Source organism: Nocardia sp. NPDC058499 (assembly GCF_042719915.1).
In the GTDB taxonomy this organism is placed as follows: Bacteria; Actinomycetota; Actinomycetes; order Mycobacteriales; family Mycobacteriaceae; genus Nocardia.
In genome coordinates this window covers 274,290-288,181 of the sequence record NZ_JBHXMZ010000001.1, presented here as the reverse complement: position 1 = coordinate 288,181, position 13,892 = coordinate 274,290, and the positions used below count along the sequence as shown (strand labels likewise).

Below are 13,892 nucleotides of genomic sequence, written 5' to 3'. Positions count from 1 at the left end.
CGGTGCGCGACCCGCGTCCCGCACCGAGCCGCGCTTCCTGGTACTGCGCGCACCCGGCTCGCTGTGCTCTCGGTTCAATTCCGGCCCGCGGTGATGTAGTCGTACATCGGGTCCACCAGTTCGAGCAATCGCGCGACTTCGGTATCGGTGAACCTGTTGCGGCGGCTGATGATGATCAGCACGAGATCGTTGATGGCTCGCGCGATGCTGTCGAACTCGCCGCCGGCAAGTACTCCGGTCGCTGCGGTGTGCGGATCCCCGGGAGCCGGAATCGACTGCCGCAGTTCGGCGCCGGCCTGCGCAGCCCGGGCGCGCAGGACGCCGGCGGATCCGCGCGGACTGGTCACCCGGGCGGCGTGATCGTAGAACTGGACGGCGGCCTGGATCAGGCCTTCGGGTCGCGGGTGCACGAGCGACCCGGGCGCCGGCCCGGCCGGGCTCGTCTCCGCTTCCGCGGCGGTGAGGGACTGCGCCTTGGCGGTCAGGTACTGCGCCACCAAGAGATCTCGTAACGGGCCGAATTCGGCCGTGCGCAGCAGGTCCACGGCAGCATGCCGGTAGTTCTCGACGGCGGTGGCCACCGCCCGGGGATCGAGGGCGCGACCGGTACGGTGCACGAATCCGGTCAGGCGTAGCAGCGCTCGGATATTACCCTCGTGTCGCCGGCGCTCGCCGGTGGTGGCCGTGAAGCAGGCCAGCAGCTCCCGGGTCGGTGACTGCACGCCGTCGCCGAACAGTGCGGCGAACTGCTCGCCGTGCTCGGGAGTACGGCGGTAGGCCATATCGACCCGGCACAAGGCGGCAATGATGTCGGCCAGTTCGCCGGCCTGGAGGCGATCCTGGGGTTCGTGCGTGCGGTCCGATCCCGGCGCGCAGAGCGCGGGGAGTTCCCGGGCGACGGTGTATACGGAATGCATCTCGCGCCGCGGGTCCTCCTCGGCGAGAGCACGGGCGTGATCGATATGGAATCGGGCCAGCAGGCGGTGCAGGTCCCAGCCGAGTGCCTCGGCGAATTCGAGCTCACTTTCCCTGATGGTGCGGATGCGGCTGAGGCCGGTGGGTTCGTAGTCGAGATTCCGCGACAGTACCGCCTCGGCCGCGGCCGCCGCCCGTGCGCAGCGGATACCCATCATGCAGTCGAGGCGGGAGCCGGAATCGGCGAGTGCCAGTCCGCGCCGCGCCCAGTCGCGGGCGTTCGCGACCTGGGTGTGGTCGCCCCGGCGGCGTTCGCGCAGTCCACGTTCGGCGAGTTCGGCGGCCCAGTAGAGCATATCGGCGTGGTCGGCCGCGGCGGCGGCGCGGTCGAATTGTTCCGCCAGTTGATCCAGGTCGTAGTGGCGGCCCGCGAGTCTCGCTTCCAGTCGCCGGGTATCCACGCCTGGCGGCGGGGTGGATGTGCGGCCTGCGGCCAGCCGCAGTATCTGGTCGGGGACCGGCCGGTCGGCCGCGGTCATGGTGTCGGCCACCGCCGCGGCCAGGGCCTCGACGGTTTTGAAGTGTTTCCACATCGTGGCCTTCGGGATCGGCCCCTCGGTGCCGTCGCGCCGGAGGTAGCCGCGGGCCTGGGCGCAGATATCGGCGGTCGTGAGATGGGCGAGCGCGTCGTCGGTATCGGTCTCGGCGAGACGGTCTGTCATCAGTTGCTCGGCCGCTGCCACGATCATCGCTTTCGTCCGTTCTTCGAGCGCCCGGCCGCTGCGCTGCTGATAGCTCGGTTCCGGTACGCGATGTATTGCAGTAGACGACATGCCGGAAAGTCTATTGCGGTGCACAGCGCTGTGAACGCGTCTATCGGAGCTAGGGTCGTCACGGCATACCGATATCGAGGGCTCGATCGAGACGACGAAGGGCGTACACAGTGGAGGCGACAACCGCGGGAAAACTGAAACAACTACGGGAGAACCTGGCGGTCGCGCGCGAACCGGCCGGCCCGGCGGGTGTCGCCAAACGCGCTGCCAAAGGTATCCGCAGCCCCCGCGAGCGTATCGATATGCTCCTCGACAGGGGCAGCTTCGTCGAGATCGGCGCACTGGTCCGCCAGCCCGGTGATCCCGGCAGCCTCTACGGCGACGGTGTCGTCACCGGGCGCGGCACGATCGAGGACCGCCCCGTCGTGGTCATCGCCCATGATCAGACGGTGTTCGGCGGTTCCGTCGGCGAGATGTTCGGCCGCAAGGTGGCCGCGGCGATGGATCTCGCCGCCGAGGTCGGCTGCCCGTTCGTAGCGATCAACGATTCCGGGGGCGCCCGGGTGCAGGACGCAGTTACCTCGCTCGCCTGGTATGCGGCCATGAGCCGACGGCAGTTGGGACTGTCCGGGGTAGTGCCGCAGGTCTCGGTGATGCTCGGTAAATGCGCGGCCGGTGCCGTCTACTCGCCGATCAACACCGATGTGCTGGTCGCGACCGAAGCCGCCTATATGTTCGTCACCGGCCCCGACATCATCCGGGAGACCACCGGCGAAGAGATCACACTCGAAGAACTCGGCAGTGCCCACAACCAGGCTCAGAACGGCAATATCCACCATGTCGCCGTGGACGAGGAAGCGGCGTTCGCGTGGGTACGCAACTACCTGAGCTTCATGCCGTCCAATTGCTTCGACCGGCCGCCGCTGATCAACCCCGGCCTCGAACCCGAGCTCACCGATTCCGATCGCACACTCGATGCGATCGTCCCGGATTCCGATCGCGCCGGTTACGATATGTACGACGTCCTGCTGCGGATCTTCGACGACGGCGAATTCCACGAGGTCGGCGATGCGACGGCGCGCAATATGATCACCGGTTTCGCCCGGGTCGACGGCCGCAGTGTCGGTGTGGTGGCCAACCAGCCGCTGGTGTCCAGCGGTGCGATCGATGCCCGCGCTTCGGATAAGGCGGCGCATTTCATCCGGTTGTGCAATGCGTTCGACCTTCCGCTCGTCTTCGTCGTCGACACCCCGGGGGTGTTGCCCGGGGTCGAGGAGGAGAAGATCGGCGTGATCAAACGCGGTGGCCGGTTCTTCTACGCGGTGGTCGAGGCCACCGTCCCGATTGTCACCGTGGTGGTGCGCAAGGCCTACGGCGGCGGCTACGCGGTGATGGGCTGTAAACAACTCGGCGGCGATATCAATCTCGCCTGGCCGACCGCGCGGATCGCCGTCATGGGCGCCGAGGCCGCCGTGGGGCTCACCCAGCGCCGGCAGCTCGCCGCCGCATCCGACGAGGAGCGCCCTGTACTGCGGCAGCAGATGGTCGACTTCTACAACGCGACCGTGGCGACGCCGTGGACCGCGGCCGAACGCGGATATATCGACGCGGTGATCGAACCCTCGCAGACCCGGCTGGAGATCCGCCGGGCGTTGCGCCTGCTCCGCGATAAATCCGTCCGGCACGGGCCGCGCAAACATCACCTCATGCCGTTGTAGCGAACGTGTCGTGGCGCCGGTGCCGCTCGATGAGACACAGTCCTACCCGGAACCTCCCGCCTGCTAGAGTGAATTCTAGTTTTTCGAATCGGAGGTGGGCCGTGCCACGGATAGCGGAGCCCCGCGAGCCAGGGCAACCGTCCACCACCGGGCAGCAGGAACGTCGGCGCGCCATCCTGCGCGCGGCCGCCCGGCTCGGTGCGGAATCGGGTCTGGAACGCGTTCAGATGTCGGAGATCGCGACGGCCGCAGGGGTCGCGCTCGGCACACTGTACCGCTACTACCCGTCGAAACATCATCTGTATTGGGGGGTACTGGCGACCGCAGTCGAGAATCTGCCGGCGCCTCCGCGACATCCCGGTGACCCGGTGGGCGCTGTGGCGGATTTCCTGGAGAGTGCGGTGGTCGAGCTGCTCCGGCGTCCCCGGCTCGGCCGCGCCATGCTGGTATCGGCCAATGCCGTGCGCTCGGCCGAGACGGGCGCGGACAACGTGACGATGCGGGATCGCATCATTGCCGTCGCCGGTATCACCGACCCGGGTGCCGGAGATCTCCAGCTCGCGCGGCTGGCGGAACAAACCGCGTACGGCATCATGACCTGGGCCACCGCTGGGCTACTGGAGGCGGGGGAGGCCGCGGCCGATATGCGCCGGGCTTGCACTCTGCTGCTGGCCCCGTGGGCCGGACGGGAATAGGGCCCGCCGGGGGTTACGGCGCCGGCTGCGCATCCGGCTCGGGCTCGGCAGGTGGTCCGGCCGGTTTGCGCCGTCGTTCCCAGGCGCGGGCCAGCAGAATCGTCAGCCCGACATACGCCCAGCCCGCCAGCACATCGACCACATAGTGCTCGCCCCCGTAGACCAGCGTGAACGCCATTGCCAAGGGGAACAGCGCCAGCGGGATCTTCCACCACCAGTTCCGGGCCAGCGGCCACAGCGCAACCGTCACCAGCAGGGCGAAGGCGGAGTGCAACGACGGCAGGGCCGCCACCGGATTCCCCTGCGCCGCAAGCCAGTCCCCACTGACATCCACCGATACCAGATGGAACCCGAACCCGGTTCCCCGGTAGACCTCGGCGCCGAGCACGCCCTCGCGGGCCGCATACCACGGGGGAGCGGCGGGCAGCAGCACATAGGTCAGCAGCCCGAGGTAGGACAGCAGCACGATCCGGCGCATGTACTTCGACCAGCGTTCCCGCGCCTGCACGTAGAAGATCGCGGCGATCAGCCAGGGAAGAACGAAATGGCTGGTGTAGACCATCCCCGTGAACAGGGTCCACCACGGTTGCGCACCCTCGTGGATCAGGTGGTCCTGTAACCACACGGTCGGGATCGTGCCGCCGAACAACCAGCTCTCCGCGGTCACCAATTCCTCGACACGCACCGGCATCCCGAGGGTGTTGGCGATACCGCGGGTGTGGTCGTAGACCACCAGCGCGGCGATGAGCGGAACCCAATCGATCAGCGTGCGCACATGCTCACGCCACGGGCGATCCGGATTGAACGCGGCGATACCGACGATGATCCAGACCGCCTGGTATATCCGGTCGGTCGGCAGTCCGAACACGACGGTGACAACCGCCAATGCCAGCAGATAGGCCGACCACACACTGCTGCGCAGCAGCCAACGCGGCCGCTGCCCGGTCGGCGCCTCGATTGCGGGGGCACCCATCTCACCAGTTTTCCATCAGTCGGCCGCGGGGTGAACGAGCGGCCACCGGGAAATGACATCCACCGCCGAGCCGGGGCCGTCCCTGCCGCCGCGCGCAGTAGGCTCGGGCGGTATGACCCTGGGCGAAGTGGCCGCGGATCTGTACGGGCGAACGCCCGCGGAATTCGTGGCCGCGCGCAACGAACAGGTGCGGGCCGCCCGGGAGGCAGGGGACAAGGAACTGGCCGCCGATATCGCGGCCCTGCGCAAACCCACGGTGGCGGCGTGGACGGTGAACATGCTGGTGCACGCGGCTCCCGACGAGGTCGAAGCCCTGCTGCGGCTGGGTGCGGATCTGCGTACCGCGCAGCGGGAACTGTCCGGAAAACAACTGCGGTCGCTCACCGCGCAGCGGCGGCAGGTGGTCGACGCGCTCGCCGCCCGGGCCGGCACGGTCGCCGCCGAGCACGGACAACAGGTGACCGATGCGGTACTCCGCCAGGTCGGCGAGACCCTGACCGCCGCCCTCGCCGATCCCGAAATTGCCGAACGGGTCCGCACGGCGACGCTGGCGTTGGCGGCGAACTACGCGGGGTTCGGCCCCGTGGGACCGGACCTCACCGTCGTGCGTGAGGACGAAGATACCGCCGAGGCGCACAACGAACCCCGAGGGCGTAAAACATCCGCGAAACGCGCGGGCGGTAAGCGTTCCGATGACGACGAGGCGCGACGCCGGGAGCGCCGAGCGGAGGAGTTACGAGCCGCCGAACGGCAGGCACAACGCGCACTGGAAGCTGCCGAACACGACGCCCGGCAGGCCGCCGAGGACCTCCGGCGCAGCGAAGAGCGGCTCGCGGAACTCCGCGCCGACCTCGCCGCTGCCGAAGAACAGCAGCGTTTCGCCCGGCAGGCCGAGCGTGCCGCCCGCCATGAGGTCCGCAGTGCGACCACCGAACTGGAGCGGGCGCGGCGGCGGTTGGAGTGAGCGCTGCCGGTGCCAGGGGTCCGGCCCCTGCTCGGCCAGGTCTACGCGTGATCGGCCAGTGACGCGTGCCCGGCCCGGCGCGCACAGTGCGCACAGCAGAAGATCTGTTCCGCTGCCTCGACACCGTGGCCGAGTACCCGGCAGCTGCAATGCGCGCAGACCGGGGCGAGTTCGCTCGCGGCACATTCGAAACTGTCGAATGTCCACGACTGTCCGTCGCGGCTGACAGTGAATGTCTTGTCGTAGTCGTTGCCGCAGGTAACGCAGATGGCCATCGTCCACACCTCCCAGGCGTTATCGGCCGACGGACCGTGCCATCGGCCTGGTGTCATCGGGGCCGTACCCGGCGCGGTGCCGGGCAAACACGCCCTGTGGGCATGCCGAAGACTGCGTGGACGCGACCGTGGTTGATCACCCCGGGCGGGTGATGCGACCACGCCGGATGGAGCGCGAAGATGGCGACATGCAACGTCGGGAAACAGCGGGCCCGGCCGCGTCGGCGGGCGGCGGCCCACTCGGTGCCGGATCGATATCCGCAGCGCCCGGGACCACGGCGGCCGCCACCCCCCACGGAGCCTCCGAGCTCAGTGCTCGCGAGGGGACTGGTGTACCCATGGCCGATGCCCGGCGCACTCGGGCCGTGCGGCTCGCAGACCCGACCCGAGACGCCGGCCTCGGCGGCGCCGAGGACTCAGCCGATCCCATTCGTGTCCCGCGGCCCGCCGGTTCGAGGTCACCGGGGATGTGATGACCCCGGTCCGGACCGATTCATCACCCTGCCCGGCGGGCTCGGGGGTGGATTGCCTATGAAGCCCGTATTCCGGCGGCTGCGCGGATTACTGCCACGCGAGCGGATCCAGCGTGCCGATGTGTTCGCGGGCCTCTCCGGTGCGGTGGCCAGTGTGCCGGACGGGATGGCGGCGGGGGCGCTGGCCGGTGTGAGCCCCGTGCACGGGCTGTACGCGAGTATGGCGGGTCGCGTCTTCGGTGGTTCCACCACCAGCACCCGGTTGATGGTGGTCACTGCGACCAGCGCGTCGGCGCTGGCCGCGGGTTCGGCGTTGGCCGAGGTTGCGCCCGAACAGCGGTCCGCCGCACTCATCCTGCTGACCTTGTTCGCGGGTTGTGTGATGATCGCGGCCGCAGTGCTGCGGCTGGGCCGCTACACCCGGTTCGTTTCGCATTCCGTGATGACCGGCTTTCTGGCCGGGATCGCGGCGAATATCGTTTTCGGTCAGCTGGCGCAGCTGACCGGGGTGTCGGCGGGGTCGTCGATCGCGCTGTTGAAGGCCGTACATGTACTGACCCACCCGGGTGATATCGATATCCCCTCCCTCGTGGTCGGGTTGTTCGCGCTCGGGCTGCTGCTCGTCCTGGCCCGGACCCGGTGGCGATTGGTCGCGCCACTCGCCGCCCTCGTCTTTCCCACCGTGCTGATGGTCGCCCTGGGCTGGGGTTCGGTGACCCGGGTATCGGACGTGGGCGCGATTCCGAGCGGGTTTCCGCTTCCGCGTATCCCGGATCCGGCCGCGCTGACCCCGTCACTGCTCGGCGGTGCCGCGGCGGTCGCCGTGATCGTGCTGGTGCAGGGCGCCGGGGTGGCCCAGGCGGTCCCGAACCGGGACGGGTCGCCGTCCGACCCGAACCGCGACTTCGCGGCTCAGGGTGTCGGCAATATCGCGGCCGCATTGTTCCGCGGTATGCCGGTCGGGGGCTCGCTGGGGCAGACGGCGCTCAATACCACCGCCGGCGCCCACACCCGCTGGGGCGCCATCCTGTCCGGTGCCTGGCTGCTGGGGATTCTGGTTGCCTTTGCCCCACTGGTCGGCAAGGTTCCGATGCCGACACTGGCGGCGATCCTGATCGTGGCGGCGGCCGGTGCGCTGGAACCTGGTGGGCTGTCGGCGATCTGGAGCAGCGGTTCGACCTCCCGGATAGCGCTCGCCGCGACCTTCCTGGCCACGCTGCTGCTTCCGGTGAGCGCGGCGGTGGGGATCGGGGTGGCGCTGTCGCTGATCCTGCAACTGAACCGGGAGGCACTCGATCTGCGGGTCGTGCGGCTGCGGGTCGACAACGGCCATCTCGTGGAGGTGCCCGCACCCATCCGCCTCGACGATCACGAGATCGTCATCCTCGATGTGTACGGCAGTCTTTTCTACGCCGGTGCCCGCACGTTGCAGGCCAACCTGCCCGACCCCACCGGTACGCACGGTCCGGTGGTCATCCTGCGGCTGCGCGGCCGAACGTCGGCCAGCGCAACCTTCCTCGCCGTGGTCGGTGACTATGTGCGCCGGCTCGAAAATGCCGGTGGTGCCCTGTATCTCAGCGGAGTGGATCCGCGGATCCGGGAGCGCTGGACCGACAATCTGCTGGACCGCCAAGGTGTCCGGGTCGAATTCTTCCCCGCGACCCCGACCATCGGCGAGTCGACCCTGGCCGCCTACGCCCAGGCCAGGATCCGGGTGCACGAACCGGACACGTGACCGATCCGCGCGCCGGCCACCGTGGCAGCGGTGGACGCCCTGCTGCTGCTCGTCGCCGCCGGGTGGTCGCGCGCTGGTTTCACCCTTCGTGGATGAGGCTGTTCCGCGGACCGCTGGGCACTATCGACGGACAGCCGAGCAGGCGGGCGGCCGGATACGACGCCGCTCGTGTGCCGCGCGAACCGGATCGAGGTCACGCCCATGTCCCTACTGGTCCCGGCAAGCCGACGCCGCACGCTCGACGAGCTCACCGACCGGCTCGACCTGGGCATCGGCGAAACGACCACGAAGCGTTCCGCTTTCTGGATCATGCTGACCCTGTCCGGCATCATCGCCGCGTCCGGGGTGGTCGGCGATTCGACCGCGACCGTGATCGGCGCGATGATCGTCGCCCCGCTGTCGGTGCCGATCCTCGGCGTGGGTCTCGGTATCGCCACCGGCCGCGGAGAACTCGTCGCCCGCAGCCTGCTGCTCGTTCTGGCCGGGATCGTCCTGGTCGTTCTCGTGGGTTTCCTGTTCGCGCAGGTACTGCCGAACCCGACGAATGTGTTGTCGAACTCGCAGGTGATCGGCCGTACATCACCGAAACTGATGGATCTCACCGCGGCGCTGGCCACCGGGCTGGTGGGCGTGGTGGCGATCATCCGGCGCGATGTCGGTGATGTGCTGCCCGGGGTGGCGATCGCGTATGGTCGCCATGGTCATCACCGCCACCGTCGTACTGGTGATCACCGGGTATCCGGCCGAAGCCGGGGCGAGCGCCCGGCGGCGCGGACGTGCGTACGCGGTATCGGCGGCCGGCCTGATCGTGGTGGCCGTCCCGATGGTGGTGAATTCGCTGTCCTCGCTGTGGGCCGACCAGATCGCCGACGCGACCCGGAACTGGCTGGCGGATGTGCCCGGCGCGCAGGTCACCGATGTGAGTCTGCAATCGGATACCGCGACGATCCAGGTGCTGTCGCCGGGCGAACTACCCCCTACCGACCGCCTCGAACGGTCGGTGCACGATCTGGTGCCCTGGCATCCCGATGTCGTGCTCGTGCATACGGTCGGCAGCCGGATCGCGAACTGAGGGCCGGCGACTTCATCCGCCCCGGGTGACGCGGCCGCCGTCGCGGATACGGCATATCTGTTCCCGGGGAATCGGACGAGGAGGACTCATGACGCATACGACAGGTTCGTCGCGCAACCCGGTCTCACAGGGTGTGGCCGCCGTGACCTCGCTGGGGGTCGCGGTACTGCTGCTGACGGTGGGGGTGCTGTCCATTTTCGCCGGCGGTTCCGCCGTCGCCGCCGACGACCTTTTCGCCGAAGGACCGGATTACCTGTACCAGCTGGACACCACGACCTGGGGATGGGTGCATATCGTGGTGGGCGCACTCATCGTGATCGCGGCCGTCGGCCTGCTGGCCGGGGCGGTGTGGGCGCGGGTCACCGCGGTATTCCTGGCGGCCCTGTCCATCGTCGGGAACTTCCTGTGGCTCCCGTACTACCCGTGGTGGTCGATTCTCGTGATAGCCCTCGACATCGTGGTGATCTGGGCCGTGACCACCTGGACCCCGGACCGGCGATGAGCCGGGGCCGGGCGACCCGGGTACACGAGATCCGCCGCCCGGCCGGGCGACCTCATCCGCGGCGGGTGATGCGCCTGCGGTGGCCGGGGCGCCACCATGACGCCATGACCTACACATCGGATCTCGGCCCGGTCGAATTGGTCGTTCTCTCCTTCCCCGGCGCACGGATCGACCGGTCGGTGACCTCCGCACTGGCCGAGGTGGTGGACCGCGGCTATGTCACGGTCCTCGACCTCGTCTATCTGGCGATGGACGAAAAAGGCAACCTGGGCCAGGTAGAAGTGGACGAATCGCTCACCGATATCGGGCTCGACGGGCTCACCGTGGATTCCCGCGGCCTGGTCAGCGACGAGGACCTCGACGTCGTGCGGGCCGCGATGGAACCCGGAACGTCCGCGGTCGTCATCGCCTACGAGGAGACCTGGGCCCGCAAGCTGGCCGGCACGGTACGCGGTGCCGGTGGCGAGGTCGCGCTGCACGTGCAGATACCCCGCGATGCCGTGACGGCGGCATTGTCGGCGGCCACTCGATAAGGAGAATCCCATGGTGTTCCGTGCAGGACGTATCGGCCGGCCGGGGCTGCTCGGCACGGTGGCCCGCACCGCCGTTGTGGCGGGTACCGCCCGCGCGACAGCGAATGCGGTCGACCGGCACGCGCAGCGGCGGGCGGCGGAGAGCCAGGCCTACGCCGCGCAACAGGCGCCGCCGCCACCTCCGCAGCAGTACGGTCAACCGGATCCGTACGCCCGGCCCGCCCCGGCGCCCGCGGCCGCGGAATCGGCGGACCTGGTCGACAAACTGCACAGACTCGGTGAACTCCACGCCTCGGGTGTGCTCTCCGACGACGAATTCGCCGCGGCGAAACGGCAATTGCTCGGCTGAGGGCTGTACCGCGGTGGAAGTGAGGAGGCTGCTGTGGCCGGAACATTGACCGTATGGAAGTTCCCGACCGAGACCGGAGCCGACACCGCTGTCGCCACGCTGCAGGATCTGCGCCGCCGCCGGCTCATCACGCTGCACGATGCCGCCGTCGTGAGCTGGCCACCGGAGGCCGGTAAGCCGAAAACACGGCAGCTGCGTAGCCTCGCCGGGCCGGGTGCACTGGGTGGTGTGTTCTGGGGGCTGCTGTTCGGGATCGCGTTCTTCGTCCCGTTGATCGGGGCCGCTGTCGGCGCCGGGGTGGGCGCGTTGGCCGGGGCGCTGGCGGATGTCGGTATCGACGACAAGTTCATCAAGGAAGTGACCACCCGGATCACGCCGGGCACTTCGGCGCTGTTCGTCCTGAGCTCGGATGCCGTGATGGATCGGGTCCGGGACGAATTCCACGGGCAGAGCCCGGAACTGGTATCCACCAACCTCTCGCATGAGCAGGAGCAGAATTTGCGCCGGGCGTTCGCCGAGTGAATCCGGTGCCGCGCCCTCAGCGCTCCGGTGCCGACCGTCGATGTGGATCGGTCAGCGTCATACTGATGCCGATGAGGAGCCCGACGGTGACGACACTGATCGCGCCGATCAGCGGGCCGAGTACTTCCAGCGCCTCGGCGCCCTCGGGTTCCGTGGAGTGGGTCGCGGCATGGGCGTGCATGGCGGACATACCGGTGTAGTGCATGGTCGCCACGCCCGCGGCCATCACCAGTGCCGCACCCACCGTGGAGACCGCACCCCAGGAGCGCAGGCTGAACCACAGGGTGACGGTGGCCGCGCCCATGGCAATCAGCAGGGAGAGGGCGATACGGAGTGGGTCGTATTCGATCTGGGCGTCGGTTTGCATCGCCGCCATACCCGTGTAGTGCATGGCACCGATGCCCAGGCCGGTGATCACCCCGCCGGTGAGCAGGATGGCGAGTCCCGAACCGGGGGTGCTCACCAGGTAGAGGCCGACGCCGACGACCCCGATCGCGAGGGCCGCACTGAGTACGGTGAGCGGGACGTCGAAGCGGATCTGGGCGCCGTCGATCGAAAAGCCGAGCATCGCAACGAAATGCATGACCCAGATACCGGTCCCTCCGATGGCGATCGAGGCCATGGTCAGCCAGCCGAGCCGGCGCCGCCCCCGGCGAGCCTGTTTGGTGCACTGGAGTCCGATGGCGCAGCCGGTGGCCGAGAGAAAATACGCCAGCGCCGGCGTGAGCCAGCCCAGCGCGAAGTGTTCCAGGTGAAGCATGTCCATCCAATTTTCCGCCGGAAATCCCGGTCCTGTTGTGTGAGATAGACAGTACGACAGCGTGTTCGGAGTGGTGTGCTGATTATTTGCCGATTCGCGGTGTTATGTGTCACATCTGCTGTTTGTGCACTGTGAATACGCAATATTGCATTCTCTGTATGGGGTAGCCGGAACATGGGGATGTCTATCGGAGTGTCAACCGATTGTGGCGAAACCCCGCTAGTCGTAGGATGTTTCGTGCCTCTTCGGGTCTGTCCGTCGGAGACTTCTCGAGTGACGCGGAGTCCGGGTGATCCGAAACCGGAATGGGCCGGGCGAGTCGACACCTGCGGTAGCCATGGCATAACCAGGCGTGCGCGAACCGTGTCGAAGCCGCACAACTGACGGGTTCCCGGTGAGCGCCCGTCAATGGGTATCGGCGGATATCGCCGAACGGTTACATGTACACCGGTGGGCCCGACTGATAGTCATTGGGCATGACTACTTCGGGCGAATTCGAATTCGAGGACATCTACCGCACCGGCGGGCCGTTCGGGCAGGGCGCCGCACCGCCGTGGAGTATCGGCGAACCGCAACCCGCGCTCGCCGCGCTCATCGAACAGGGGCGGTTCCACGGCGAAATCCTCGACGCCGGATGCGGCGAGGGTGCGATCTCGCTGGACCTCGCCGCCCGCGGCTACACCACCGTCGGGCTGGACCTCGCGCCGACCGCGATCGCCTCGGCCCGCGCCGAAGCCCGCCGCCGCGGACTGGGCAATGCCACCTTCGAGGTTGCGGATATCACCTCGTTCACCGGCTACGACGGCCGGTTCGGTACCGTCGCCGACAGCACCCTGTTCCATTCGATACCGGTCGAGGCGCGGGACGGCTACCTGCGTTCGATCGCCCGGGCTGCTGCGCCGGGCGCCTCCTACTTCGCGCTGGTCTTCGACCGCGCCGCCTTCCCCGAGGCCTCGGGGCCGGGACCGGCGCCGGTTTCCGCCGACGAGCTGCGAACGGCGGTCGCGAGGTACTGGGTGGTCGACGAGATCGAACCGGCGCGGATCCACGGCAAGATCCCCGCTGCCGCACTGGAGGCGCCGACGGGCAACCCGATCTTCCGGCTGGAGGCCATGCGCGACGAACCGCACGGCCGCAAATCGGTTCCCGCCTGGCTGCTCTCGGCGCATCTGGGTTGATCCGGCTCATGTAGTGCCCGGCCCGGGTCGTGGGCCGGGCAACTCGGGTGCTTCGAGGTTCTGGAGCGGGCACCGCGAGCGGCGCCGGTGGGGTTGCGGCGACCGACTCCGGTTGAACAGCCGGGTTCGCCACCTTCCGATGTGGAAGCTGTAGGTGCCCGCAGTCGCCTGCCGTGGGTAGGCCCGAGCGCCGACAGAATTCGGAAATGTCCGTTATTTCCGTAATTATACGAGTAATTCGCTCGCGCAGGATAATTCGATGTAATACACTCGTGTAATTCCACGCATCGAATTCTGGCCGCGCTCGAATTTGATTTCTATTAACCTCGGTTTCGTATCACGTTTGCAAAACGGATCGGGTACGTTCTAATTACGGCACTACCAATGTGAGCGACGCACAGGGCGTCGCCGGTTGGATGATTGATTGGAGAAGGAAATGGGTTCTGTCGACCTGG

General features: G+C 68.0%; 13 protein-coding genes and 1 pseudogene. 10 read left to right on the top strand and 4 right to left on the bottom strand.

Going from position 1 to position 13,892, the window contains the following annotated elements; genetic code table 11:
- Positions 1-74 precede the first annotated feature (74 nt).
- A complete protein-coding gene (locus ACFWPH_RS01310) occupies positions 75-1,748 on the bottom strand; it encodes a hypothetical protein (RefSeq protein WP_378747443.1) in 1,674 nt (557 codons plus the stop codon).
- A 110-nt stretch (positions 1,749-1,858) separates the two neighbouring features.
- On the opposite strand from ACFWPH_RS01310, the gene ACFWPH_RS01305 reads away from it, so the two are divergent.
- Positions 1,859-3,406 carry an acyl-CoA carboxylase subunit beta gene (locus tag ACFWPH_RS01305; protein ID WP_378747441.1) on the top strand — a complete coding sequence of 516 codons (1,548 nt, stop codon included), beginning with the start codon at positions 1,859-1,861 and terminating at the stop codon, positions 3,404-3,406.
- A gap of 101 nt (positions 3,407-3,507) precedes the next feature.
- Positions 3,508-4,101 carry a TetR family transcriptional regulator gene (locus tag ACFWPH_RS01300; RefSeq protein WP_378747440.1) on the top strand — a complete coding sequence of 198 codons (594 nt, stop codon included), beginning with the start codon at positions 3,508-3,510 and terminating at the stop codon, positions 4,099-4,101.
- Positions 4,102-4,114: 13 nt separating this feature from the next.
- On the opposite strand, the gene ACFWPH_RS01295 is transcribed toward ACFWPH_RS01300, so the two are convergent.
- The gene (locus tag ACFWPH_RS01295) at positions 4,115-5,074 is read right to left on the bottom strand and encodes a phosphatase PAP2 family protein (protein ID WP_280463123.1); all 960 of its coding nucleotides are present in this window, start codon (positions 5,072-5,074) and stop codon (positions 4,115-4,117) included.
- A 112-nt stretch (positions 5,075-5,186) separates the two neighbouring features.
- On the opposite strand from ACFWPH_RS01295, the gene ACFWPH_RS01290 reads away from it, so the two are divergent.
- Positions 5,187-6,038: a hypothetical protein gene (locus ACFWPH_RS01290; protein ID WP_378747438.1), complete on the top strand. Its 852-nt coding sequence runs from the start codon at positions 5,187-5,189 to the stop codon at positions 6,036-6,038.
- A gap of 41 nt (positions 6,039-6,079) precedes the next feature.
- On the opposite strand, the gene ACFWPH_RS01285 is transcribed toward ACFWPH_RS01290, so the two are convergent.
- The gene (locus ACFWPH_RS01285) at positions 6,080-6,313 is read right to left on the bottom strand and encodes a hypothetical protein (protein ID WP_280416170.1); all 234 of its coding nucleotides are present in this window, start codon (positions 6,311-6,313) and stop codon (positions 6,080-6,082) included.
- A 531-nt stretch (positions 6,314-6,844) separates the two neighbouring features.
- Here ACFWPH_RS01285 and ACFWPH_RS01280 point away from each other — a divergent pair.
- From ACFWPH_RS01280 to ACFWPH_RS01255, 6 genes and pseudogenes are all read left to right on the top strand, one after another.
- The gene (locus ACFWPH_RS01280) at positions 6,845-8,521 is read left to right on the top strand and encodes a SulP family inorganic anion transporter (protein WP_378747437.1); all 1,677 of its coding nucleotides are present in this window, start codon (positions 6,845-6,847) and stop codon (positions 8,519-8,521) included.
- A 201-nt stretch (positions 8,522-8,722) separates the two neighbouring features.
- Positions 8,723-9,593, top strand: a pseudogene (locus tag ACFWPH_RS01275) (DUF389 domain-containing protein).
- An 88-nt stretch (positions 9,594-9,681) separates the two neighbouring features.
- The gene (locus ACFWPH_RS01270; protein WP_378747436.1) at positions 9,682-10,095 is read left to right on the top strand and encodes a hypothetical protein; all 414 of its coding nucleotides are present in this window, start codon (positions 9,682-9,684) and stop codon (positions 10,093-10,095) included.
- Between the two features lie 104 nt (positions 10,096-10,199).
- On the top strand, positions 10,200-10,628 hold the full coding sequence (locus ACFWPH_RS01265) for a DUF6325 family protein (protein ID WP_378747435.1): 429 nt from the start codon (positions 10,200-10,202) through the stop codon (positions 10,626-10,628).
- Positions 10,629-10,638: 10 nt separating this feature from the next.
- Positions 10,639-10,977, top strand: coding sequence for an SHOCT domain-containing protein (locus tag ACFWPH_RS01260; RefSeq protein WP_378747433.1), 339 nt, complete (start codon positions 10,639-10,641; stop codon positions 10,975-10,977).
- 33 nt (positions 10,978-11,010) lie between these two features.
- Entirely contained in the window at positions 11,011-11,499 is a 489-nt protein-coding gene (locus ACFWPH_RS01255) for a DUF1269 domain-containing protein (RefSeq protein WP_378747432.1), read from the top strand.
- 16 nt (positions 11,500-11,515) lie between these two features.
- Here the strand turns inward: ACFWPH_RS01255 and ACFWPH_RS01250 are convergent, their stop codons facing one another.
- The gene (locus ACFWPH_RS01250; protein ID WP_378747431.1) at positions 11,516-12,265 is read right to left on the bottom strand and encodes an MHYT domain-containing protein; all 750 of its coding nucleotides are present in this window, start codon (positions 12,263-12,265) and stop codon (positions 11,516-11,518) included.
- Positions 12,266-12,735: 470 nt separating this feature from the next.
- On the opposite strand from ACFWPH_RS01250, the gene ACFWPH_RS01245 reads away from it, so the two are divergent.
- The gene (locus tag ACFWPH_RS01245; RefSeq protein WP_378747429.1) at positions 12,736-13,437 is read left to right on the top strand and encodes a class I SAM-dependent methyltransferase; all 702 of its coding nucleotides are present in this window, start codon (positions 12,736-12,738) and stop codon (positions 13,435-13,437) included.
- Positions 13,438-13,892 lie beyond the last annotated feature (455 nt).

Excerpts from the sequence above, each read along its gene's own strand:
- ACFWPH_RS01265 (WP_378747435.1), top strand. The coding sequence starts at position 10,200 with ATGACCTACACATCGGATCTCGGCCCGGTCGAATTGGTCGTTCTCTCC.
- ACFWPH_RS01310 (WP_378747443.1), bottom strand. The coding sequence starts at position 1,748 with ATGTCGTCTACTGCAATACATCGCGTACCGGAACCGAGCTATCAGCAG.
- ACFWPH_RS01290 (WP_378747438.1), top strand. The coding sequence starts at position 5,187 with ATGACCCTGGGCGAAGTGGCCGCGGATCTGTACGGGCGAACGCCCGCG.
- ACFWPH_RS01260 (WP_378747433.1), top strand. The coding sequence starts at position 10,639 with ATGGTGTTCCGTGCAGGACGTATCGGCCGGCCGGGGCTGCTCGGCACG.
- ACFWPH_RS01250 (WP_378747431.1), bottom strand. The coding sequence starts at position 12,265 with ATGGACATGCTTCACCTGGAACACTTCGCGCTGGGCTGGCTCACGCCG.
- ACFWPH_RS01245 (WP_378747429.1), top strand. The coding sequence starts at position 12,736 with ATGACTACTTCGGGCGAATTCGAATTCGAGGACATCTACCGCACCGGC.
- ACFWPH_RS01270 (WP_378747436.1), top strand. The coding sequence starts at position 9,682 with ATGACGCATACGACAGGTTCGTCGCGCAACCCGGTCTCACAGGGTGTG.
- ACFWPH_RS01295 (WP_280463123.1), bottom strand. The coding sequence starts at position 5,074 with ATGGGTGCCCCCGCAATCGAGGCGCCGACCGGGCAGCGGCCGCGTTGG.
- ACFWPH_RS01280 (WP_378747437.1), top strand. The coding sequence starts at position 6,845 with ATGAAGCCCGTATTCCGGCGGCTGCGCGGATTACTGCCACGCGAGCGG.
- ACFWPH_RS01285 (WP_280416170.1), bottom strand. The coding sequence starts at position 6,313 with ATGGCCATCTGCGTTACCTGCGGCAACGACTACGACAAGACATTCACT.